Annotated in this window: 23 protein-coding genes; 15 read left to right on the top strand and 8 right to left on the bottom strand. The window is 68.3% G+C overall.

What is annotated here, in order from left to right:
• Positions 1-90: 90 nt before the first annotated feature.
• The 6 genes from hda (at position 91) to QTH86_RS24585 (ending at position 5,279) form a co-directional block, all read left to right on the top strand.
• Positions 91-777 carry a DnaA regulatory inactivator Hda gene (gene hda / locus QTH86_RS24610; protein ID WP_286648796.1) on the top strand — a complete coding sequence of 229 codons (687 nt, stop codon included), beginning with the start codon at positions 91-93 and terminating at the stop codon, positions 775-777.
• Between the two features lie 37 nt (positions 778-814).
• Complete coding sequence (gene pcnB / locus QTH86_RS24605; RefSeq protein WP_286648795.1) at positions 815-2,437, top strand: polynucleotide adenylyltransferase PcnB; 1,623 nt, start codon at positions 815-817, stop codon at positions 2,435-2,437.
• A gap of 10 nt (positions 2,438-2,447) precedes the next feature.
• A complete protein-coding gene (folK, locus tag QTH86_RS24600; protein WP_286648794.1) occupies positions 2,448-2,903 on the top strand; it encodes a 2-amino-4-hydroxy-6-hydroxymethyldihydropteridine diphosphokinase in 456 nt (151 codons plus the stop codon).
• Positions 2,904-2,913: 10 nt separating this feature from the next.
• Positions 2,914-3,528, top strand: coding sequence for a trimeric intracellular cation channel family protein (locus tag QTH86_RS24595; RefSeq protein ID WP_286648793.1), 615 nt, complete (start codon positions 2,914-2,916; stop codon positions 3,526-3,528).
• An 88-nt stretch (positions 3,529-3,616) separates the two neighbouring features.
• The gene (locus QTH86_RS24590) at positions 3,617-4,261 is read left to right on the top strand and encodes a DUF47 domain-containing protein (RefSeq protein ID WP_286648792.1); all 645 of its coding nucleotides are present in this window, start codon (positions 3,617-3,619) and stop codon (positions 4,259-4,261) included.
• A 13-nt stretch (positions 4,262-4,274) separates the two neighbouring features.
• Complete coding sequence (locus QTH86_RS24585; RefSeq protein WP_286648791.1) at positions 4,275-5,279, top strand: inorganic phosphate transporter; 1,005 nt, start codon at positions 4,275-4,277, stop codon at positions 5,277-5,279.
• Here the strand turns inward: QTH86_RS24585 and QTH86_RS24580 are convergent.
• From QTH86_RS24580 to QTH86_RS24565, 4 genes are all read right to left on the bottom strand, one after another.
• Positions 5,260-5,751 carry a DoxX family protein gene (locus tag QTH86_RS24580; protein ID WP_286648790.1) on the bottom strand — a complete coding sequence of 164 codons (492 nt, stop codon included), beginning with the start codon at positions 5,749-5,751 and terminating at the stop codon, positions 5,260-5,262. The two genes, QTH86_RS24585 and QTH86_RS24580, sit on opposite strands and share 20 nt — an antisense overlap.
• Positions 5,752-5,827: 76 nt before the next feature.
• Positions 5,828-7,639 carry a sugar-transfer associated ATP-grasp domain-containing protein gene (locus QTH86_RS24575; protein ID WP_286648789.1) on the bottom strand — a complete coding sequence of 604 codons (1,812 nt, stop codon included), beginning with the start codon at positions 7,637-7,639 and terminating at the stop codon, positions 5,828-5,830.
• 84 nt (positions 7,640-7,723) lie between these two features.
• On the bottom strand, positions 7,724-8,170 hold the full coding sequence (locus QTH86_RS24570) for a TM2 domain-containing protein (protein ID WP_286648788.1): 447 nt from the start codon (positions 8,168-8,170) through the stop codon (positions 7,724-7,726).
• 8 nt (positions 8,171-8,178) lie between these two features.
• Entirely contained in the window at positions 8,179-8,706 is a 528-nt protein-coding gene (locus QTH86_RS24565; RefSeq protein ID WP_286648787.1) for a GNAT family N-acetyltransferase, read from the bottom strand.
• A gap of 215 nt (positions 8,707-8,921) precedes the next feature.
• Here QTH86_RS24565 and rpsP point away from each other — a divergent pair, with 215 nt between their 5' ends.
• From rpsP to hisC, 7 genes are all read left to right on the top strand, one after another.
• Positions 8,922-9,185, top strand: a complete 264-nt coding sequence (rpsP, locus tag QTH86_RS24560) for a 30S ribosomal protein S16 (RefSeq protein WP_262072830.1) — start codon at positions 8,922-8,924, stop codon at positions 9,183-9,185.
• Between the two features lie 12 nt (positions 9,186-9,197).
• On the top strand, positions 9,198-9,764 hold the full coding sequence (gene rimM / locus QTH86_RS24555; RefSeq protein ID WP_286648786.1) for a ribosome maturation factor RimM: 567 nt from the start codon (positions 9,198-9,200) through the stop codon (positions 9,762-9,764).
• Positions 9,765-9,778: 14 nt separating this feature from the next.
• Entirely contained in the window at positions 9,779-10,525 is a 747-nt protein-coding gene (gene trmD, locus QTH86_RS24550; RefSeq protein ID WP_286648785.1) for a tRNA (guanosine(37)-N1)-methyltransferase TrmD, read from the top strand.
• Positions 10,526-10,613: 88 nt separating this feature from the next.
• Complete coding sequence (rplS, locus tag QTH86_RS24545) at positions 10,614-10,997, top strand: 50S ribosomal protein L19 (protein ID WP_262072833.1); 384 nt, start codon at positions 10,614-10,616, stop codon at positions 10,995-10,997.
• Positions 10,998-11,151: 154 nt separating this feature from the next.
• On the top strand, positions 11,152-11,883 hold the full coding sequence (locus QTH86_RS24540; protein WP_444814071.1) for a CoA pyrophosphatase: 732 nt from the start codon (positions 11,152-11,154) through the stop codon (positions 11,881-11,883).
• Between the two features lie 130 nt (positions 11,884-12,013).
• Positions 12,014-13,015: a CobD/CbiB family protein gene (locus QTH86_RS24535; RefSeq protein WP_286648784.1), complete on the top strand. Its 1,002-nt coding sequence runs from the start codon at positions 12,014-12,016 to the stop codon at positions 13,013-13,015.
• A 19-nt stretch (positions 13,016-13,034) separates the two neighbouring features.
• Positions 13,035-14,114, top strand: a complete 1,080-nt coding sequence (gene hisC, locus QTH86_RS24530) for a histidinol-phosphate transaminase (protein WP_286648783.1) — start codon at positions 13,035-13,037, stop codon at positions 14,112-14,114.
• Positions 14,115-14,120: 6 nt separating this feature from the next.
• On the opposite strand, the gene QTH86_RS24525 is transcribed toward hisC, so the two are convergent.
• The 4 genes from QTH86_RS24525 to QTH86_RS24510 are packed head-to-tail and all read right to left on the bottom strand — an operon-like array spanning position 14,121 to position 17,827.
• Entirely contained in the window at positions 14,121-15,248 is a 1,128-nt protein-coding gene (locus QTH86_RS24525) for a glycosyltransferase family 4 protein (RefSeq protein ID WP_286648782.1), read from the bottom strand.
• Positions 15,245-16,186, bottom strand: coding sequence for a ribosome small subunit-dependent GTPase A (rsgA, locus tag QTH86_RS24520; protein WP_286648781.1), 942 nt, complete (start codon positions 16,184-16,186; stop codon positions 15,245-15,247). The genes QTH86_RS24525 and rsgA overlap by 4 nt, the downstream gene beginning before the upstream one ends.
• Before the next feature lie 15 nt (positions 16,187-16,201).
• Complete coding sequence (locus QTH86_RS24515) at positions 16,202-16,549, bottom strand: 4a-hydroxytetrahydrobiopterin dehydratase (protein ID WP_286648780.1); 348 nt, start codon at positions 16,547-16,549, stop codon at positions 16,202-16,204.
• Between the two features lie 18 nt (positions 16,550-16,567).
• Positions 16,568-17,827, bottom strand: coding sequence for a M48 family metallopeptidase (locus tag QTH86_RS24510; protein ID WP_286648779.1), 1,260 nt, complete (start codon positions 17,825-17,827; stop codon positions 16,568-16,570).
• A gap of 71 nt (positions 17,828-17,898) precedes the next feature.
• Here QTH86_RS24510 and orn point away from each other — a divergent pair, with 71 nt between their 5' ends.
• Positions 17,899-18,495 (top strand): oligoribonuclease, encoded by a 597-nt coding sequence (gene orn, locus QTH86_RS24505; protein ID WP_286648778.1) that lies wholly within the window; start codon positions 17,899-17,901, stop codon positions 18,493-18,495.
• A 212-nt stretch (positions 18,496-18,707) separates the two neighbouring features.
• Complete coding sequence (locus QTH86_RS24500; RefSeq protein ID WP_286648777.1) at positions 18,708-20,597, top strand: DEAD/DEAH box helicase; 1,890 nt, start codon at positions 18,708-18,710, stop codon at positions 20,595-20,597.
• The last annotated feature ends 137 nt before the right edge of the window (positions 20,598-20,734 follow it).

The following is a 20,734-nucleotide window of genomic DNA, read 5'->3' as shown; positions in this document are numbered from 1 at the left end:
GGGACGATTTTAAGGGCCCCTCGCGCCCGGTCCCATGAACCCCTTGTTTGCGTCCTCCGTGCCACGGCAGCCGCCCGCTTCGCTCCCGGCATGAAGCAGCTCGCGCTCGACATCGGCCTTTCCACCGGCCCCACGCTGGCGGGTTTCTTCGCCGGTCCGAACGAGGCGGCCCTGCGCCACCTGCGCGTGTGGGTGGGCGATGCGCACGCACCGACCCTCCATTCGCCCGTGCCCACCTACCTGTGGGGCGAGAGCGGCAGCGGCAAGACGCACCTGCTCGAAGGCGTGCGCAGCGCCCTGCGCGAGCAGGGCGCCGTGGTCGGCTGGCTGCACGCCGGCCTGCTGGAGCCGCCCGAATTCGACGAGCGCTGGGGCGCCGTGGTGCTCGACGACGTGCATCTCTACACCGCCGTGCAGCAGCACACCGCCTTCAACTGGTTCGTCAATGCGCAGACGCTCCAGCGCGGCGTGGTGGCGGCCGGTGCCCTGCCGCCGGCCGACCTGGCGCTGCGCGAGGACCTGCGCACCCGCCTGGGCTGGGGCCATGTGTTCCACTTGCAGCTGCTGAGCGAGGCCGAACGCCGCGCGGTGCTGCGCCAAGCCGCCGACGCGCGCGGCGTGCTGTTGGGCGACGACGTGCTCGACTACATGCTGCACCGATTCAGCCGCGACCTCGGCAGCCTGATGGAGCTGCTCGACCAGCTCGACGGCTATGCGCTGCAGACCCAGCGCGCGGTGACGATCCCGCTGATCCGATCGATGCTCGAAAACCAATAACGCCAACCGGGGCGCACCGCGTCCGACCTTTTCTCTCATGATCAAGACATTCATCGACAAACTGCTCGGCAAGTCCGGCGGCGCCAGCGCCAGCGCGAAGTCGCGTTTCGGCAAGCGCCAGGAAGTCCCGGCCAGCGTGCATGGCATCGACCCGGCGCTGGTCGACGAACGCGCCAAGAACGTGGTGACGACCCTGCAGGATGCCGGCTACGAAGCCTACGTGGTGGGTGGCGCGGTGCGCGACCTGCTGTTGGGCCTGCGGCCGAAGGACTTCGACGTCGCGACCAACGCCACGCCGGAGCAAGTGAAGAGCCTGTTCCGCCGTGCCTTCATCATCGGCCGGCGCTTCCGCATCGTGCACGTGGTGTACGGCCGCGGCCGCGAGCATGAAGTCATCGAGGTCTCGACCTTCCGCGCCTACATGGACAACGCGGCGGCCGAGCAGGTCAAGGGCAACGAGCGCACCAGCAAGGGCGAGCTCGCCGGCATGACCCATGCCGTCGACTCGAGCGGCCGCGTGCTGCGCGACAACGTCTGGGGCCCGCAGGAAGAAGACGCGGCGCGCCGCGACTTCACCGTGAACGCCATGTACTACGACCCGGCCAGCGGCATCGTGGTGGACTATCACAACGGCATCAAGGACGCCAAGAAGCTGGTGCTGCGCATGATCGGCGACCCGATCACCCGCTACCGCGAAGACCCGGTACGCATCATTCGCGCGATCCGCTTCTCGGCCAAGCTGGCCGCGCTGGGCTTCGAGATCGAGCCCAAGACCGCTGCGCCGCTCATCGCCTCGAGCAAGCTGCTGGCCGACGTGCCGCAGAGCCGCCTGTTCGACGAGATGCTCAAGCTGCTGCAGACCGGGCATGCCGTGGCCACCATCGCCCAGCTGCGCAAGCTGGGGCTGGCGACCGGGATCTACCCGCTGCTCGATGTGGTGGTGGAACGCGCCGAGCAGCCCTTCGTGAAGGCCGCCCTGATGGACACCGACCGCCGTGTTGGCGAGGGCAAGCCGGTGGCGCCGAGCTTCCTGCTGGCCTGCGTGCTGTGGGCCGACGTGCGCGACGGCTGGGCGCAGCGCCTCGAAGGGCGCAACGGCCAGCGTGGCCAGCCCGCTTTCCCGGCGCTGCAGGACGCGATCGACGACGTCTTCAACACCCGCATCGGCGACGTGTCGGGCCGCGGCAAGCTCGGCGGCGACATGCGCGAGATCTGGATGATGCAGCCGCGCTTCGACAAGCGCGTCGGTTCCACGCCCTACAGCCTGGTGGAGCAGGCGCGCTTCCGCGCCGCCTTCGACTTCATGCGGCTGCGCGCCGACGTGGGCGAGGTGAGCGAGGCCATCGCCGAGTGGTGGCAGGAATTCAGCACCGCCGACGACTTGCGCCGGCAGGATCTGCTCGATCAGGTGCGCGAAGAACAGAAGGCGCCAACGCGCACCCGCGTGCGTGCCAAGCCGGCCCCACGCACGGATCGCACGGACGCGCCCACGGTCGTCGGCTCGGACCGCGACGAGCCCGAACGCGACGAGCCCGATGACGCCGGCGAGATCGCCGGTGCGGTGCCGCCCGACGGCGAGGCACCGCGCAAGCGCCGGCGGCGCCGCAAGCCGCGTACCGGCGGTGGTGCGGGTGGTGCCGGTGATGGCGGGGCCGCCTGACGTTGCGGCCATGACCCTGGCGTTCGTGGCGCTCGGCGCCAACCTGGGTGATGCGCCGGCGACCGTGCGCATCGCGATGGCGCAGATCGACATGATTCCGCGCACGCGGGTCACGGCGCGCTCGTCGCTCTACCGCACCGCGCCTTTCGAGGCGAGCGGGCCCGACTTCATCAACGCGGTGGTGGCCGTCGACACGGGGCTGGCGCCCGAGGCCCTGCTCGACGCGCTGCAGCGCCTGGAGCAGCACGCCGGGCGCGAGCGCCCGTACCACCATGCGCCGCGCACGCTCGATCTGGACCTGCTGCGCCACGGCGATGCGGTGCTGGCAACGCCCCGGCTCACCCTGCCGCATCCACGCATGAACGAGCGCGCCTTCGTGCTGGTGCCGCTGGCCGAGATTGCGCCCGAGCTGGTGTCGGCAGAGCAGCTCACGGCCGTGGCCCATCAGGCCATCGAGCGGCTGTGAGGCGCCGCCGGTGCCGCCGCTGCTCTACGTCCTCGATCTGATCGGCGTGGCCGTGTTCGCGGTCAGCGGCGTGCTCGCCGCCGGTCGCGCCGGGCTCGATCTGCTGGGCGTGGTGGTGATCGCGGCGGTGACCGCCATCGGTGGCGGCACGCTGCGCGACCTGCTGCTTGGGCGGCATCCGATCTTCTGGATTCGCGACACGCGCTATCTGCAGGTCATCCTCGCGAGCGCGGTGGCCACGGTGATCTACGTCCACTACTTTCCGCCCCCCGGCATCGCGCTGCTGCTGGCCGATGCGTTGGGGCTCGCCCTGTTCGCCATCACCGGCGCGCAGATCGCCGAAGCGGCCCGCCTGTCCCCACTGATCGTCGTGTTGACCGGCACCATGACCGGCGCGGCCGGCGGCGTGCTGCGCGACGTGCTGACCAACCGCGTGCCGATGCTGTTGTCGGGCGACATCTACGGCTCGGCTGCCATCGTCGGCATTGCGCTCTACCTGCTGCTGCAGCGCTGCGGCATGGCGCGCCGCCCCGCCTTCTACATCGGCTTCGCGGTCATCGCGGGCCTGCGCCTGGGCGGCATCTACGGCCGTTGGAACCTGCCGACCCTGCAGCTCCCCGGCTGAGCGGGCGGCCCGGCCCGGGCCCTTACACTCCCGGCTGTCACGAAATCGTCATCACGACGACACACGCATCGAATAAGGAGCCAACGTCATGTTCGGCAAGCTGCTGCCCCGAGAGGGCAATTTTTTTGAGATGTTCAACCAGCACGCCGAACGCATCGTCGAAGCGGCGCGTGCGTTCGAGAACCTGGTCGCCAACTACAACGACGTGCACCTGCGGGAGCAGTACAACCGCGACGTGGACAACGCCGAGCGCGCGGCCGACCGCGTGACGCACGACGTCAACCGGCTGATCCACAAGACCTTCATCACGCCGATTGACCGCGAGCAGATCCACAAGCTCATCAACACGATGGACGACGTGGCCGATCTGATCCAGGACTCGGCCGAGACCATGGCGCTCTACGACGTGCGCCACATGACCGAAGAGATCGTCCGACTCACCGCGCTGAGCGTGAAGTGCTGCGACCGTCTCAAGGACGCCGTCAAGTACCTCGGCAAGATCGCCGACCCGGCCGTGGCCGAGGCGACGCTCAAGACCTGCGAGGAGATTGACCGGCTCGAGTCCGACGCCGACCGCGTGATGCGCAGCGCCATGAGCAAGCTGTTCCGCGAGGAGCCGGACGTGCGCGAGGTCATCAAGCTCAAGGCCATCTACGAGCTGCTCGAGACCATCACCGACAAGTGCGAGGATGTCGCCAACGTGATCGAGGGCATCGTCCTCGAGAACTCCTGAAGCGCGGCAGTCCATGGATACGGTTCAGGTAGGCCTGTGGGTCGTCGTGCTGCTGGTCGTGCTGGCCATCGCCTTCGACTTCATGAACGGCTTTCACGACGCGGCGAATTCGATCGCGACCGTCGTGTCGACCGGCGTGCTCAAGCCGGCCCAGGCGGTCGCTTTTGCCGCCTTCTTCAACCTCGTCGCGATCTTCGTCTTCCACCTGAGCGTGGCGGCGACGGTGGGCAAGGGCATCGTGCATCCGGGCATCGTCGACGTGCATGTGGTCTTCGGCGCGCTGATCGGCGCGATCACCTGGAACCTGGTCACCTGGTACTACGGCATCCCGAGCAGCTCGTCGCATGCGCTCATCGGCGGGATCGTGGGGGCGGTGATCGCCAAGGCTGGTGCGAGCGCGCTGGTGGCCGCGGGCATCTGGAAGACGGTGGCCTTCATCTTCGTCTCGCCGCTGCTGGGCTTCGCGCTGGGCTCGGCCATGATGGTGCTGGTGGCCTGGGTTTGCCGCCGTGCCACGCCGTCGCGCGTGGACCGGTGGTTCCGGCGCCTGCAGCTGGTGTCGGCGGGGGCGTACAGCCTCGGCCACGGCGGCAACGATGCGCAGAAGACCATCGGCATCATCTGGATGCTGCTGATCGCCACCGGCCATTCGGGGGCCGATGCACCGCCGACCTGGACGATCGTCAGCTGCTACACGGCGATCGCCCTGGGCACCATGTTCGGTGGCTGGCGCATCGTGAAGACGATGGGTCAGAAGATCACCAAGTTGAAGCCCGTGGGCGGCTTCTGCGCCGAGACGGGCGGGGCGCTGACGCTGTTCCTTGCGACGGCGCTGGGCATCCCGGTGTCGACCACGCACACCATCACCGGCGCCATCGTCGGTGTGGGGTCGGTGCAGCGCGCCAGCGCCGTGCGCTGGGGCGTGGCGGGGAACATCGTGTGGGCGTGGATCTTCACGATCCCGGCGTCGGCCTTCGTCGCGGCCTTTGCATACTGGGTCAGCCTGCAGGTGTTCTGACGGGCTGGCCGCCGATCGAGGCGCGCGCCTTGAAGGTGCTGTCGCCGTAGACGCGCCGGAATTCCCAGATCGCGACGGCTAGGCAGGTGATGCCCCAGAAGACGGGGTATTCGTAGCCGCCCGTGTTCCAGGTCCAACCGAAGCCCTTGACCATCTGCAGCGCATAGACCGCCACGGCCAGGGCGCCGGCGGCACCGAGGGCGGCATAGCGGGTGCAGATGCCCAGCACCAGCCCGACGCCCGTGGCGACTTCCATGAAGGCGGCCAGCCAGACCCAGAATTCGGGCGGCTGGAACCCGGCTTTGGCGAAGAAGCCCACGGTGCCGGCCGAGAGCGTGCCGAGCGCGGCGAACTTGCTGAGGGCATGCGGGAACATGAAGGCGCCGCAGATGATGCGCAGGATGTTCTCGCTGCGGGTGAGGTCGAAGTTTTCCAGCTTGATCTTGAAGTCGCTGGCGTACAGAAGTTTCATGCGCTTTCCTTGAGGGTTTGCCCGATGCTAGGCGTGGGCAGGGCCCACAGCCTTGACGGCCGTCAAGGGGCCGGATTCAGTCCACGTCGTACGCCCGTGCGAGCGTGGCGAGGTGGTGCTGCAGCAGTGGCCCGAGGGGGCTGTCGGCGAAGCCCTGCCGGTGCACCCGCTGCGGGAACATCACGTCGAGGTTGATGTTGCCTTCGAGCAGCACCGGCCCGTCCACGGTCGAGGCGAGGTCCCAGCCCACGAGGATGCGGTGCGGGAACGTGCGGTGTGCCGCCATGGCCAACGCCTTGAGCGCGGGCCAGGTGGCCAGCGCGCGCCCTGCGACCGGCTGTCCTTTCACTGGATGGTGCGTGTACAGGTCGGCACAGCGCGCCAGCCGGTCGCTGCGGATCGGCCCCAGCTGTCCGCTCGCCAGATCGATCGGGATCCCGTATTCGTCCTGGCGCTGCCAGCCTGGTTCGAGTTTCGACAGGATGCGCAGCAGGCCGTGCGTCACCACGGGCTGGTCCTGCGCGTCGAGGCAGGTCAGCACCCGGACCGTGACCAGCGACTGGTCGGCCAAGTCGGCCAGCTCCGCGTGGTTGTGCAGCCGCGGCTGCACGATCAGCGGCGCGTGGTGGCCGCGTGCCCCGGCCCGTTCGACCAGGGCGTCGAGGTCCAGCGTGTCGCCGTCGGGGGTGCGGTAGCGCAGCGGGCCCACCCGCTCGAACATCGACGCCCCACGTGCACCGCGACCGCTGCGTGGTTTCAGGAACAGGTCGCGGTCGAAGTCGGACGGCGCGGCCTGCCAGGCCACCCCCGCCTCGTCGCAGGCCAGCAGGGTGCGGGGCACCGGCAGGCCCGCATGCCGGCAACGGGCGGCGAAGCGCAGCTTGTCCTTCATCTCGTTGACCGCGTCGGGGGCCGGCCGCAGGGCGTTCAGCAGATGCAGCAGCCCGTTCTTGGTCTCATGCCGCGTCAGATAGGTGGCGGCTTCGGCGCGCCGACCCGGCCGATAGAGTTCCTGGAAGTAGTAGGCCAGCGGGTCGAACCCGTGGCGCAGTCCGAGTACGAGCAGGTCGACGAACTGGCCGACCAGCGAGCGCCCTGCCGCGCGCCGGACGGCCGGGCCGATGGCCACCACCAGGCCGATCGAGGTGGCGACCAGCAGCACCGATCGCACGCCGGGATAGAACGCCAGGCGCAACGGCGGATAGATCGCCTTCTGGAACAGATGGCCCCGCTCGTACACGCGCCGCGCCTCGGCGCCTGTGGCGAGCGGCCGACGGCGTGTCGACATGGCAGGCGATGAGGCCGCGCGGCCCAGCAGCACGAAGGCCATCACATAGCTTTCGATGGCGAGCAGTTCGCTCCATTCGGCCAGCGAGGCGATGTCTTCCGCCGAGATCGACCAGGTCGGCAGCGAGCAGCCCTGGCACAGGTCGCACAGCATGAAGACGGTCTGAAGCAGCACACCGGCGCGCCAGAGCATCGCCACCCAGGGGCGCTCGCGCCCCCGGCGCAGCACCGCATGCACGAGCGTCGCCACCGCCATCCACAGCGGCAGGTCGAGCAGCCAGTCGTCATGAATGAGCCCGCTGCTCACCAGCAGGTCGGTGGCCTGGATGGCACCGAGCAGCAGCATGGCGCCGCTCGCCATCAGCCAGCGTTCGCGTTCGCGCTGCGCTTTCCGATGAACGGCAAGCTGAAACAGGGTCCAGCACAAACCGACGGCGACCGCGAAATCCGAGTCGTACTGGACCGGTGAGTCGAAGCGCCAGGCCGGCGTGTCGGTGAGGAACTGGGCCAGCCCGGTCGACAGTGCGAAGAGGCTCGCGCCGACCAGCACGGTCCGGGTGTGGATCGACGGCGTTCTGAGCCGCCCTGTCTGCGATTGCATCGAAACTCCAGGGGCCGTCCTTCGGCCCGCGAGTTCACTCTAGGGCGCGAATCTGAACGGACGCTGTCCGACGCACGATGTCCGCTACTGCGAAATCTTCCGGCCTTCCTCGACCTGATGCTCGAAATAGCGCTGGAAGCTGAAGGCGATGCTGGCCATCAGCACCGTGCTGCCGATGAGCAGCGAGACGACCACCGCGCCGATGGTGATCCACCCCGTCTGGCCGGACGGCGCGTCGGCCGGTGCGGCCGCATTGAATCGCGCGTTCCATTTTTCCGCCGTCGTCAGACCGTAGACGATGGCCGTCAGCGCGCAGCCAGCAATGGTGAAACCGAGCAAGGGGATGAGCGCCCAGCTCAGGCCGTCGTCCAGCCCGTACAGGCGCGCGCGTTCCACGCCGTAGAGGCCCAGGGCCGTCGGAATGGGCAGCAGCCAGCCGAGCATGTCGCCCAGGCCGTGCAGGTAGAAGCGGTGCAGGCCAAGCGGTCCGCCGAGGAAGGCGAGCCAGGCGGCCAGGGTCTTGTTCTTCACGCGGTCCTTCATTCGGGGGCCGTGGTACTGCCGGCGCCCAGCGACTTTTCCATCAGCACCACGTCGCGCCATTGGCCGAACTTCCAGCCGCAGTCCTTGAGCACGCCGACATGCGCGAAGCCCTGGGCCCGGTGCACGCCGATCGACCCGGCATTGGCCGAGTCGCCGATCACCGCGATGAGCTTGCGCACCCCCGCTGCTTCGGCGGCCTGCGAAAGGGCGGCCAGCAGCTGGCTGCCCACGCCCTGGCCGCGCGCGGCGTCGGCCAGGTAGATCGAATCCTCGGCGGAGAAGCGGTACGCCGGGCGTGGCTTGAACCAGTTGCAGTAGGCGAAGCCGAGGACCTGGCCATCGCGCTCGGCCACCAGGTAGGGCAACTGCTTGGCCAGCACGTCGGCACGGCGCGTGGCCATGTCGTCCGCGCTCGGTGGATCGGTCTCGAAGGTGCCGGTGCCGTTGAGCACATGGTGTGCATAGATGGCGGTGATGGCGGCGACGTCGTCGTCCCGGCTGGGGCGGATGGTGAGGGGATGCATGGGGGCGGATGCTCGTGGCGGGTGCGGGGAAAAGACAGTGAAAGCGCGCGTGGAGGCACGCTCGGCACGATTCTGGAGTCAAAAACCGCGCCCGGGCTATAATCGCAGGCTTTTCAGCGTGTCGCTGGCCGGGTGGCCATGTCGCGTGTCTCGACGCTGGAAGAACTCTTGTGGGCGAACCTTGCGGGTTTGCTGCACCACCCGAAGGATAAATCATGGTCGTCATTCGACTCTCCCGCGGCGGCTCCAAAGGTCGTCCGTTCTTCAACATCGTCGTGTCGGACAAGCGCGTTCGTCGCGATGGCCGCTTCATCGAGCGTCTGGGTTTCTACAACCCAACCGCCAAGGAAAACGAAGAAAGCATCCGCATCGCGCAGGATCGCCTGACCTACTGGAAGAGCGTTGGCGCGCAAGCCTCGCCCACGGTCATCCGTCTGATCAAGCAAGCCGCTGCTGCTGCCCCCAAGGCCGCGGCTTAAGCTCGGCCCGGGATGCTGCCCACGCTCGAAGCCGCCGAATTGCCGGCGGATGCGATCGAGGTGGGGCGCATCGCCGACGCCTGGGGCATCAAGGGCTGGTTCAAGGTCCTGCCCCACAGCGCCCAACCCGAGGCGCTCTTCTCTTCGAAGCGCTGGTTCATCCAGCCTTCCAGCCCGGCCACCTCGACACCGAAGACCGGCGCTTTCCGGCTCGCGATCCGCGAGGCCAAGGAACATTCCGATTGCATCGTTGCGACCTCGGACGACGTGCCCGATCGCACGGCCGCCGAGGCCTTGCGCGGCGCGCGCGTGTTCGTGCCGCGTTCGAGCTTTCCCACGGCGGGCGACGACGAGTACTACTGGGTCGACCTGATTGGCCTGTCGGTGGTCAACCGCGAGGGCGTGGCCCTGGGCACCGTGCGTGAACTGCTGGCCACCGGCCCGCAGACCACGCTGGTGCTGGCGTCCGAACAGGACGGCAAGCCGCTCGAGCGCATGGTGCCGTTCGTCGCGGCCTTCGTCGACCAGGTCGACCTGGCAGGGCGCCTGATCACGGTCGACTGGCAGCCTGATTACTGAGCGTTGGCGTCGCCATGCGCTTCGACGTTCTCACGCTGTTCCCCGAATTGTTCGCGCCGCTGCTCACGAGCGGCGTGACCCGTCGCGCCTACGAGTCCAAGCAGGTCGAACTCGTCTTCTGGAATCCGCGCGACTTTGCAGAAGGCAACTACAAACGTGTCGACGACCGCCCGTTCGGCGGCGGGCCGGGCATGGTAATGCTGGCCGAGCCCCTGTCGGCCTGTCTCGATGCAGCGCTCGCCGCGCGCGGCGCACCGGCCCCGGTGGTGCTGTTCTCGCCGATCGGCGACACCCTGCGCCACGCGGCGGTCGAGACCTGGGCGGCCGGCGAGGGCGCCGTGCTGGTCTGCGGTCGCTACGAAGGCATCGACCAGCGCTTCATCGATGCGCGGGTGACGCACCAGATCAGCCTCGGCGACTTCGTGCTGTCGGGCGGCGAGATCGCGGCCATGGCGCTGCTCGACGCGGTGGCGCGGCTGCAGCCCGGGGTGCTGGGCGACGAGGCCAGCCATGTGCAGGACAGCTTCAATCCCGCGCTCGACGGGCTGCTCGACTGCCCGCACTACACCCGCCCGGAAGTCTGGAACGGCCAGGCGGTGCCGGCCCCGTTGATGTCCGGCCACCATGCGCAGATCGAGCGCTGGCGGCGCGACCAGCGCCTCACGATGTCTGCAGCACGACGGCCGGAGTTGGTGGAGGCGGCGCGCGCAGCGGGCAAGCTCACCAAGGCCGATGAGCTGGCGTTGAAAAAAAAGCTATAATCTTTGGCTCCCCGATCCTCTGGCCGGCCGCGTCATCCAAGAGACGACGCCTTTAGTGCAGCGCGGTCACGATCGAATCCAGGAAATCATGAACCTCATCCAGACCCTCGAGCAGGAAGAAATCGCCCGGCTCGGCAAGACCATCCCCGATTTCATGCCCGGTGACACGGTCATCGTCAGCGTGAACGTCGTCGAAGGCAGCCGCAAGCGCGTGCAGGCCTACGAAGGCGTCGTGATTGCCAAGCGCAATCGCGGCCTGAACAGCGGCTTCACGGTGCGCAAGATCTCCAGCGGCGAAGGCGTGGAACGCACGTTCCAGACCTACAGCCCCCTGATCGCCGCCATCGAAGTCAAGCGCCGTGGCGATGTGCGCCGCGCCAAGCTGTACTACCTGCGCGAGCGCAGCGGTCGTTCGGCACGCATCAAGGAAAAGCTGCCGGGCAAGCGCATGAAGGCCGCCGCCGCTCAGTAAGCTGCGTCTCCATGCCTCGCAAAAGCCGCCGATTCGGGCGGCTTTTTGCATTTTGGCGCGGCGCTTGCATGCCTCGGTCGTGCGCATGCGGGGCGTGCCGTGTATCTTTCAGCCACCGCCCGCGTCGTACCTGCCGAGCCCATCACTCGTTCCCTTGACCCCCATTCCCGCCACCATGGAAGCCATCGCGCCGATCGAACCCATCAACGCCGTCTCTCTGGCGGCCTTCGATCCGCGCGACGTGCCGGTGGTGCGTGTCGACAGCGACCTGCCCGCGGTGCCGGCGTCGCGGTTGACCGCGCCTGCGCTGCGTGCGCGTTTCGCGACGCCGCCCCTCTGGACGCCGGAGCTTCGCCGCGAGCCTCGCATCGGTGACCGCGCACCGGCGCAGGCCGCCGTGCTGGTGCCGATCGTGCAGCGCGAGGTGCCGACCGTGCTGCTGACCGAGCGCGCGACGCAGATGTCCACGCACTCGGGCCAGGTCGCTTTCCCGGGCGGGCGCGTCGATCCCGAGGACGCCAACATCACCGCCGCTGCGCTGCGCGAAGCGTGGGAGGAGGTGGGCCTGTCGGCCGACTACATCGAGGTGCTGGGCAGTCTGCCGACGTACACCACGGTCACGTCCTTCATCGTCACGCCCGTCATCGCGCTGGTGCGGCCGGGCTTCCACCTGAGCCTCAGCCCGTCGGAGGTGGCCGATGCCTTCGAAGTGCCGCTGGCGCATCTCATGGACCCTGCGAATCATCGACGCCATGCCATGGTGGGCGAAGGCCTGAATGCGCGGCAGTGGTTCTCCATGCCCTACCAGGACGGGCCGCAGGAGCGTTTCGTCTGGGGCGCGACGGCCGGCATGTTGCGCAACCTCTACCGCTTCCTCTCCGCCTGAAGTAAAGCCCACCCCCGAAGCGGCGCACTGCGTGTCGCCGCCGCCCCCTCGAGGGGCGCACCCAGTGGCCTGGCAAAGCCAGTTCCGCGGGTGCCCTGGTCTCGGCCCGACCACTCGCTATCATCGACCGATGAGCTTCTTTGCCATCCTGTGCGCGTTGCTGATCGAGCAGGTGCGCCCGCTCGCAACCCACAACCCGGTCTATGGGAGCGTGCTGGCCTGGACGCGCTGGACCAGTCGCAACTTCGACGCCGGCCAATCGCACCATGGCTGGGTGGCCTGGGCGCTCGCCGTGTTCGTGCCGACCCTGCTGTCGCTGGGCGTGCACTGGCTGCTGGTGCTCACGCTCGGGCTGCCCTTCGCCGTGCTGTGGAGTGTCGCGATGCTCTATGTCACCCTGGGCTTCCGACAGTTCAGTCACCACTTCACCGGCATCCGCGATGCGCTGGAAGAGGGTGACGAGCCGCTGGCGCGCTCGCTGCTCGCGCACTGGCAGCATGTGGACGCGGCCGACCTGCCGCGCAGCGAGATCGTTCGCCACGTGATCGAGCATTCCGTCATCGCGGCACACCGCCATGTGTTCGGCGTGCTGGCGTGGTTTTCCGTTCTGGCCGCGTTGGGGCTGGGCCCGGCCGGCGCTGTGTTTTACCGCATGAGCGAATTCGTCGCACGCTACTGGGCACACAAGGACGGCGCCATCGTTCAGCCCTCCAGCGTGTGGGTGCAACAGGCGGCACGACGCGCCTGGTTGGCCGCCGACTGGCTGCCGGCGCGCATCACGGCGCTGGGCTTCGCGGTGGTCGGCAGCTTCGAGGACGCCATCGACAGCTGGCGCAACGATGCCCGCCGCTTCCCCGAGCCGAACGACGGCGTGATCCTCGCGGCCACCTCCGGCGCCGTGAACGTGCGGCTCGGCGGCGGTGGCCTGCGGCCGATGGCGCCGACCGATCCGCTGGCGAGCGCGCAAGTGGTCGATACCGGCTGGACCGACCCGGTCATCGACACCGGCAGCACCGGCGGCCGGGAGCCCGACCTGGGCCATCTGCGCAGCGTGGTCGGCCTGGTGTGGCGCTCGGTCGTGATGTGGATGGTGCTGCTGGCCCTGCTGACGCTCGCGCGCCTGCTGGGCTGACCGACGTCGCCACCTGTCGATGGCCCCCATCCCGACCTTCTGGAGCCCGCGCATCGGCGCGCTCGAGCCCTACGTGCCCGGCGAGCAGCCGCGCATCGAGGGGCTGATCAAGCTCAACACCAACGAAAACCCCTACCCACCGTCGCCGCGCGTGCTCGATGCGGTGCAGGCCGCGGCGGCGAACGGCCTGGAGCGCTACCCCGACCCCGAGTCGATGGCACTGCGCGAGGCCGTGGCTGCGTACTACGGCCTGACCCGCGACCAGGTCTTTGCCGGCAATGGTTCGGACGAGGTGCTGGCACACGCCTTCTTCGCCTTCTTCCAGCAGGCCGAGCCGCTGCTGTTTGCCGACGTGACGTACAGCTTCTACCGCGTCTATGCGCAGCTCTACGGCATCGAGTGCGCGCTGCAGCCGGTCGACGACACCTTGACCATCGATGTCGATGCGATGGCGGCACGGGCCGCGCAGGGTTGCGGCGGGCTCGTGATCGCCAACCCCAATGCGCCAACGGGGCGGTCGCTGCCGCTGGCCGACATCGAACGCCTGCTGGTCGCGTGCCCGGCGCGCGTGGTGCTGGTGGACGAGGCCTATGTCGACTTCGGGGCGCAGAGCGCGGTGTCGCTGATCGCTCGCCATCCGAACCTGCTGGTGGTGCAGACGCTGTCGAAGTCACGCTCGCTCGCCGGCCTGCGCGTGGGCTTTGCCTGCGGCCAGGCGCCGCTGATCGACGCGCTGACGCGGGTCAAGAACAGCTTCAACTCCTACCCGATCGATCGCCTGGCGAGTGCCGGCGCGGTCGCGGCGCTGGAGGACGAGGCCTGGTTCCGGCAGACGCGCGACGCGATCGTCGACACGCGAGAAGGCCTGGTGCTGCAACTGGAGGATCTCGGCTTCGAGGTGCAGCCGTCGCACGCCAACTTCGTGTTCGTGCGGCACCCTGCGTACGACGCAGCCGCGCTGGCGGCGGCATTGCGCGAGCGGGCCGTGCTGGTGCGGCACTTTCGCCAGCCGCGCATCGAGCAGTACCTGCGCATCAGCATCGGCACGCGGGCCCAGTGCAGCGCGCTGGTCGATGCGTCGGCGACGATCGTCGGCTGACCGGGCTCAGCGGCGGGCGATCACGTCCTGCAGCAGCGCGATGTATTGCGCCACGAAGCGTTCCGGCAGGAACTGAGGCGCCCGTTCGCGTGCCGCCGCGGCCAGCGCGTTGCGGCGGGCCGGGTCGTTCAGCAGTTCCAGCATGCGGTCGGCCAGCGCCGTCGCGTCACCGTTCGGGAAGACCAGGCCAGCCTCGCCGACGCATTCGGCCAGACCGCCCTGCGCGGACACGATCAGGCATTTGCCCGCGGCCATGAGCTCGATCGCCACGCCCCCCATGGGTTCGTACCAGACCGAGGGCAGCACGCCGATGCCGCCACGCCCGACCCAGTCGACCAAGGCCGGGCCGGACTGCTTGCCGGCGAAGACCACCGCGTCGCCGATCCCGTGTTCCGCGACGATCCGCTCGACCTCGGCGCGCGCGCCGCCATCGCCGATCAGCAGCAGACGCGGGCCGGGGCCGTGCCGCCGCAGCACCTCGGCAAAGGCATGGACCAGCACGTCCACGCCCTTCTCCTGGACCATGCGGCCCATGTAGAAGAACTCGAATGCGGGGTCCGGCCGGTCGGCGCCGGAGAACTGCGCGATGGGGAAGGGGTTGTAGATCTGGACCTGGCGCGGCAGCGGCAGCGCCATGTCCATCCAGCGCGTGATCGCGACGTTCCGATGCACGGCCAGCTCCGCGACGGCGCGCCGCAGCGCCAGCTTGAGGCCTTCGCGCAGCGCGAAGCCCCAGCCGCTGCGGCGCGCATGGAAGCGCACCGACGCCAGCGGCGTCATCGGTGCCGGCGCGTTGTCGACCCAGCCCAGCCCGTCGATGCAGGCGGCCTGGTAGCCCACGTGCACCCAGACGAAGGGCTTGCGCTGCAGCAGGACCCAGGGTTGCAGCGCGAGGCTCGCGCCATTGAACAGCACCACGTCGGCCCATTGCACCAGCGCGCGGGCTTCGGCCCGGCCCGGCCGGCGGATCACCTCGAATCCAAAGTCCTGTGCGACGCCGCCGACCGCCTCGGACTGCGTCACCACCTTGCACGCCACGCCGTTGGCGCTGAAACCCTGCGCCAGCGCCATCGACACCGTCTCCACGCCGCCGAGCGAGGGATGGAAGGCGTGCGAATAGAGCAGGACCTTCATGGGAAGCGTCGCTGGCTCAGCTCGGCGAAGAGCTCGCCGTAGATGCGGTAGCGCGTGGCGTTGATGGCGCCGGCGTGGGTGGCGGAATCGACCTGCGCGATCACGCCGCAGCCCGGCTCGTGCAGGTGCGTGCAGTTGTAGAACTTGCAGTCGTTCGTATGCTCGGCGATGTCGGGCATCAGGCGCGCGAGCTGCATCGGCTCGATGTGGTTGAGCCCGAATTCCTGGAAGCCGGGCGAATCGATGAGCGCCGTGCGGCGTTCTGCGTCGACCCAGTACAGCGTGGTGCTGGTGGTCGTGTGCTTGCCGGAATTGAGCGCGTAGGAAATCTCGTTGGTCAACGCCGAAGCGCCCGGCACCAGCAGGTTGGTGAGCGTGCTCTTGCCGGCGCCCGACGGGCCGAGCACGAGCGTCGTCTTGCCGTCGAGCAGCTTCAGCAGCGTCGCGCGGTCGATGTCGGCCGACGCGTTGAGCGACAGCGGCAACACGCCCTGGTGCATGCGGCGGTACGGGGCCAGCCGGGCCCAAGCGCGTTCGAAGGGCACGACCAGGTCGCTCTTGTTCAGCGCGATGATGGGCGTGATGTGCTCGGCCTCGGCCGCGATCAGCGCCCGCGCCAGCTGGTGTTCCGAGAACTCGGGCTCGGCCGCGATGAGGATCAGCACCTGGTCGAGGTTGGCCGCGAAGGACTTGGTGCGGATCTCGTCCTGCCGGTAGAACAGGTTCTTGCGTTCGACCACCTGCTCGATCGTGCCTTCGTCTTCGCTGGCCTGCCAGCGCACGCGGTCGCCCACGACGGCCTGGCTCTTCTTGCCGCGCGGGTGGCAGATCAGGCGTTCGCCCTCGGGTGTCTCGACCAGGCAGTGACGGCCGTGGCTCGCGACGACCAGGCCGTCGCGCAGTGCCGCCTCGGCGGCGGCGCCGCGTTGCTTAGCCAAGCGCGCGTTCCCCGGTCATACCGCCGCCAGCAGGGCGTCGGCCTGCGCCGCGCAGTCGAGGTCGGTCTGCGAGATGCCGGACACGTCGTGCGTGTTGAAGCGCACCACGCAGCGGTTGTAGTGCACCGACAGGTCCGGGTGGTGGTCGAAGCGGTGCGCCACCAGGGCGAGCGCGTTCACGAAGGCGATGGTCTCGAAGTAGTTCGCGAAGGTGTAGGTCTTCTCGATGGCGACATCGGCATCGTTGCCGGTGAGCTTCCAGCCGTCGAGGCGGGCGAGGGCGCCCACGATCTCGGTCGCGCTCAGGGCGCGCCGCGGCGTGGACTTCCAGTCCTTGAAGCTGAGCATGCTGGTGCTGGGCATGGGTGCGATCTCCGAAGGTCAGGCTGCGGCCATGCGCGCAAGGCGCTCGGAAGCAGGCGGGTGCGAGTAGTAGAACCGGACGAACAGCGGGTCGGGCGTGAGCGTCGACGCGTTGTCCTGGTAGAGCTTGAGCAGTGCGGCGGCCAGGTCGGTGCCGCTGGTCTGCGCCATCGCGTAGGCGTCGGCCTCGAACTCGTGCTTGCGCGAGAGCCAGGCCGGCAGCGGCGCCACGAAGAAGGTGAAGACCGGCACGGCGAGCATGAAGAGCAGCAGCGCCAGCGCGTCGTTGGGGGCGCCCATGTTGGGCTGCACGCCCAGGCCGGCGTAGAACCACGACTGGCCCGACACCCAGCCCAGCAGTGCGAAGCCGCCCAGGCTCAGGGCGAACATCGCCGCCATGCGCTTGACGATGTGGCGGCGCTTGAAATGCCCCAGCTCGTGGGCCAGTACCGCCTCGACCTCGCCGGCATTGAGCTGGCGCAGGAGCGTGTCGTAGAACACCACGCGCTTGCTGGCGCCGAAGCCGGTGAAGTAGGCATTGGCATGCGCGCTGCGGCGGCTGCCGTCCATCACGAACAGGCCCTTGGCCGCGAAGCCGCAGCGTTGCATGAGCGCCGTCACGCGGGCCTGCAGGCTGGCGTCGTCGAGGGGCTTGAACTTGTTGAAGAGCGGGGCGATGAAGGTGGGGTAGACCAGCATCAGCAGCAGGTTGAAGCCCATCCACACGGCCCAGGCCCACAGCCACCACCCGCTGCCGGCGGCGCCCATCAGCCAGAGGATGAGTGCCGCGATCGGCAGGCCGATGAGCGCGCCGAGCAGCGTGCCCTTCACCGCGTCGGTCAGCCACAGCCGAAAGGTCATCTTGTTGAAGCCGAAGCGCTCTTCCAGGCGAAAGGTCTGCCACAGCGTGAAGGGCAGGTCGAGCAGGCCACCGATCAGCGCGAAGGCCGCCAGCAGCGCCAATTGCTGCACCATGCCGCCACCCAGCCAGCCCAGCAGGACCTTGTTGAGCAGGTCGAGGCCGCCGAGCAGCGTCCACGCCAGCAGCATCGCCGCGCTCCACGCCATCTCGACCAGGCCGAAGCGGCTCTTGGCGATCGTGTAGTCGGCCGCCTTCTGGTGGGCGTCCAGCGTCATCGTGCTGGCGAAGGCGGCAGGCACCGCGTCGCGGTGGCGTGCCACGTGGCGGATCTGGCGCGAGGCCAGCCAGAACTTCACCGCCAGGCCGGCGAGCAGGGCAGCGGCGAACGCATAGGTGAAGGTGAGGGCATCGGACATGGCGCGCCGAGTTTAGCCCCCGTATCGGCGGGCCCGCTCGGTGCAGGGGCACCTTCGACGACAATCGCCCAATGCCTGAAACCCCCGCATCGAACCCCGCCGCCCCCGCCCCCGTGTTGAAGAAAAGCGACCAGAACCTGGTCTGGCTCGACTGCGAGATGAGCGGCCTCGACCCGGAAAAAGAACACCTCCTGGAGATCGCCGTCGTGGTGACCAGTTCCGACCTGTCGGTGCGCATCGAAGGCCCGGTCTTCGTCATTCACCAGAGCGACGCCGTGCTCGACGCCATGGACAGCTGGAACAAGGGCACGCACGGCCGCAGCGGCCTGATCGACAAGGTCAAGGCGTCGACGGTGGACGAGGCCGAGGCCGAGAAGCAGCTGATCGAGTTCATCGGGCGCTACATCCCCAAGCAGGGCTCGCCGATGTGCGGCAACACCATCGGTCAGGACCGTCGCTTTTTGGTCAAGTACATGCCCAAGCTCGAGGCCTACTTCCACTATCGCAACCTCGACGTGAGCACGCTGAAGGAGCTGGCCAAGCGCTGGAAGCCGGCCGCCTACAACGCGTTCAAGAAGCAGCAGGCCCACACGGCGCTGGCCGATGTGCACGAATCCATCGACGAGCTGGCGCACTACCGCAAGACCTTCCTTCGTCTTGAGGATTAGGTAAAAACCCGAGCCCGTGTCATAATCTCGGGCTTCGCTGCACAGTGCAGCGTTTCTCGCATCTCCCTATCTTGCACACCGCGCCCGATGAACGGGCCGCAGCCAAGGCAGACCTCCGGTCGTAGCTCTTGCTGAATGTCGTTGGATGGTTGATGTTTTTAACCACCCGACGGGGCGCCGCCTACGGCAGCGCTCGCGTATGAGCTATCTCTATGACCGACGCTTACCTCCAAGCGCAGGGCGATTCCGCGCCTGTGCAATCCGACGAATTCGCCGTGCCCGGTGAATCCGCTGCCGTTTCCATGTCCGATTCCGCCTCCGACGACATCGTTGTGCTCGATCTGGCCGACGACGCAGCGCCCGAAGCCGAAGCCCCGAAGAAGCCCAACGGCTTCGTCGCGCTGGGCCTGGCACCCGAACTGGTCGCCGCCGTGGCCGACCTCGGCTTCGAACAACCGACCTCCGTCCAGGAAAAAGTCATCCCCCTGGCGATGACCAGCTCCGACGAAGGCAACGCCCGCTTCATCGACCTGCTGGTGTCGAGCCAGACCGGCAGCGGCAAGACCGCCGCCTTCCTGCTGCCCGTGCTGCACACGCTGCTCGCCCAGGAAGCCGAAGCCGCCGCTGCGCTCAAGGCCGAGGCCGACCGCCTGGCCGCCGAAGCCATCGCCCGCGGCGAAGCGCCGCCGAAGAAGGCCAAGCGCAAGGACCCGACCAGCAACCGCAACTTCAAGGCCGCCACGCCCGGCGCCCTGATCCTGTGCCCGACGCGCGAACTCGCCCAGCAGGTCGCACACGACGCCATCGACCTGGTCAAGCATTGCCGCGGCCTGCGCGTGGCCAGCGTTGTGGGCGGCATGCCCTACCAGCTGCAGATCGCCAAGCTGCAGAACGCCAACCTCGTGGTCGCCACGCCGGGCCGCCTGCTCGACCTGCAGCGTTCGATGCAGATCAAGCTCGACCAGGTGCGCTTCCTCGTGGTCGACGAAGCCGACCGCATGCTGGACCTCGGCTTTGCAGACGACCTGGCCGAAGTCAACCAGCTCACCATCGAACGCAAGCAGACGATGATGTTCAGCGCCACCTTCGCGCCGCGCATCCAGCAGCTTGCCACCCGCGTGATGCGCCAGCCGCAGAAGATCCAGATCGACTCGCCGCAGGAAAAGCACGCGAACATCAAGCAGGTGCTGTTCTGGGCCGACAACACCCAGCACAAGCGCAAGATGCTCGACCACTGGCTGCGCGACACCACGATCAACCAGGCCATTGTGTTCGCCAGCACGCAGGTCGAGTGCGACGGCCTCGCCAATGACCTGCAGCAGGACGGCTTCAGCGCCGTCGCGCTGCACGGTGCCCTGAGCCAGGGCCTGCGCAACCGTCGCCTGATGGCGCTGCGCCAGGGCCAGGTGCAGATCCTGGTGGCCACGGACGTGGCCGCCCGCGGCATCGACGTGCCGACCATCACCCACGTCTTCAACTTCGGCCTGCCGATGAAGGCGGAGGATTACACCCACCGCATCGGCCGCACCGGCCGTGCCGGCCGCGACGGCATCGCCGTCACGTTCGCCGAGTTCCGCGATCGTCGCAAGATCATGGACATCGAGCACTACAGCCATCAGCAGTTCAAGGCCGAGACCATTCCTGGCCTGGAACCCCAGCAGCGCATGCCGCAATCGCGCCCGCAAGGCAACTTCGGCGGCGGTGGCCGTGATACCCACTCGCGTGGTGGCGAACGCAAGTTCGGTGGCGGTGGTGGTGCCGGTCCGCGTGGTGGCAATGGTGGCGGCTATGCCGGCGCCAGCAACTTCAACGACCGCGGCCCGCGTGGCGCGGCACCCGGTGCCCGCCCGCACCATGGCCACAACGCCGGTTTCGGCGGTGGCCGTGACGAAGGCGGCGGTGGTTTCGGCCGCAAGCCGGGCTGGGGCGACAGTGCACCGCGTGGTGCCGGCGGCCCGGGCCGCGGTGAAGGCTTCGCGCCGCGTGGCGAGAGCTTCGCCCCGCGCAACGAAGGCTTCGGCGGCCCGCGCGGCGCAGCTGGCGGCGGCAAGGTGTTCGTGCCGCGCGATGCGGCCAAGCGTGCATTCAAGCCAAGCCGCTGAGTGATCGCCGGCCTCGCGCCGGGTGGATTGCCGGCTTGATCGATCGGTAAAAAAACAAAAGGCCCGCCTTCGTCATGAAGGCGGGCCTTTCGTCTTTCCGGGAAGGGCGTGCAAGGCGTGAGCCCGCAATGAAAAAG

It is taken from the genome of Variovorax sp. J2L1-78, assembly GCF_030317205.1.
Lineage (GTDB): Bacteria > Pseudomonadota > Gammaproteobacteria > Burkholderiales > Burkholderiaceae_C > Variovorax > Variovorax arabinosiphilus.
This window is presented reverse-complemented; position numbering and strand designations above follow the sequence as displayed.

Excerpts from the sequence above, each read along its gene's own strand:
- hda (WP_286648796.1), top strand. The coding sequence starts at position 91 with ATGAAGCAGCTCGCGCTCGACATCGGCCTTTCCACCGGCCCCACGCTG.
- pcnB (WP_286648795.1), top strand. The coding sequence starts at position 815 with ATGATCAAGACATTCATCGACAAACTGCTCGGCAAGTCCGGCGGCGCC.
- folK (WP_286648794.1), top strand. The coding sequence starts at position 2,448 with ATGACCCTGGCGTTCGTGGCGCTCGGCGCCAACCTGGGTGATGCGCCG.
- QTH86_RS24590 (WP_286648792.1), top strand. The coding sequence starts at position 3,617 with ATGTTCGGCAAGCTGCTGCCCCGAGAGGGCAATTTTTTTGAGATGTTC.
- QTH86_RS24585 (WP_286648791.1), top strand. The coding sequence starts at position 4,275 with ATGGATACGGTTCAGGTAGGCCTGTGGGTCGTCGTGCTGCTGGTCGTG.
- QTH86_RS24580 (WP_286648790.1), bottom strand. The coding sequence starts at position 5,751 with ATGAAACTTCTGTACGCCAGCGACTTCAAGATCAAGCTGGAAAACTTC.
- QTH86_RS24575 (WP_286648789.1), bottom strand. The coding sequence starts at position 7,639 with ATGCAATCGCAGACAGGGCGGCTCAGAACGCCGTCGATCCACACCCGG.
- QTH86_RS24565 (WP_286648787.1), bottom strand. The coding sequence starts at position 8,706 with ATGCATCCCCTCACCATCCGCCCCAGCCGGGACGACGACGTCGCCGCC.
- rpsP (WP_262072830.1), top strand. The coding sequence starts at position 8,922 with ATGGTCGTCATTCGACTCTCCCGCGGCGGCTCCAAAGGTCGTCCGTTC.
- rimM (WP_286648786.1), top strand. The coding sequence starts at position 9,198 with ATGCTGCCCACGCTCGAAGCCGCCGAATTGCCGGCGGATGCGATCGAG.
- trmD (WP_286648785.1), top strand. The coding sequence starts at position 9,779 with ATGCGCTTCGACGTTCTCACGCTGTTCCCCGAATTGTTCGCGCCGCTG.
- rplS (WP_262072833.1), top strand. The coding sequence starts at position 10,614 with ATGAACCTCATCCAGACCCTCGAGCAGGAAGAAATCGCCCGGCTCGGC.
- QTH86_RS24535 (WP_286648784.1), top strand. The coding sequence starts at position 12,014 with ATGAGCTTCTTTGCCATCCTGTGCGCGTTGCTGATCGAGCAGGTGCGC.
- hisC (WP_286648783.1), top strand. The coding sequence starts at position 13,035 with ATGGCCCCCATCCCGACCTTCTGGAGCCCGCGCATCGGCGCGCTCGAG.
- QTH86_RS24525 (WP_286648782.1), bottom strand. The coding sequence starts at position 15,248 with ATGAAGGTCCTGCTCTATTCGCACGCCTTCCATCCCTCGCTCGGCGGC.
- QTH86_RS24515 (WP_286648780.1), bottom strand. The coding sequence starts at position 16,549 with ATGCCCAGCACCAGCATGCTCAGCTTCAAGGACTGGAAGTCCACGCCG.
- QTH86_RS24510 (WP_286648779.1), bottom strand. The coding sequence starts at position 17,827 with ATGTCCGATGCCCTCACCTTCACCTATGCGTTCGCCGCTGCCCTGCTC.
- orn (WP_286648778.1), top strand. The coding sequence starts at position 17,899 with ATGCCTGAAACCCCCGCATCGAACCCCGCCGCCCCCGCCCCCGTGTTG.
- QTH86_RS24500 (WP_286648777.1), top strand. The coding sequence starts at position 18,708 with ATGACCGACGCTTACCTCCAAGCGCAGGGCGATTCCGCGCCTGTGCAA.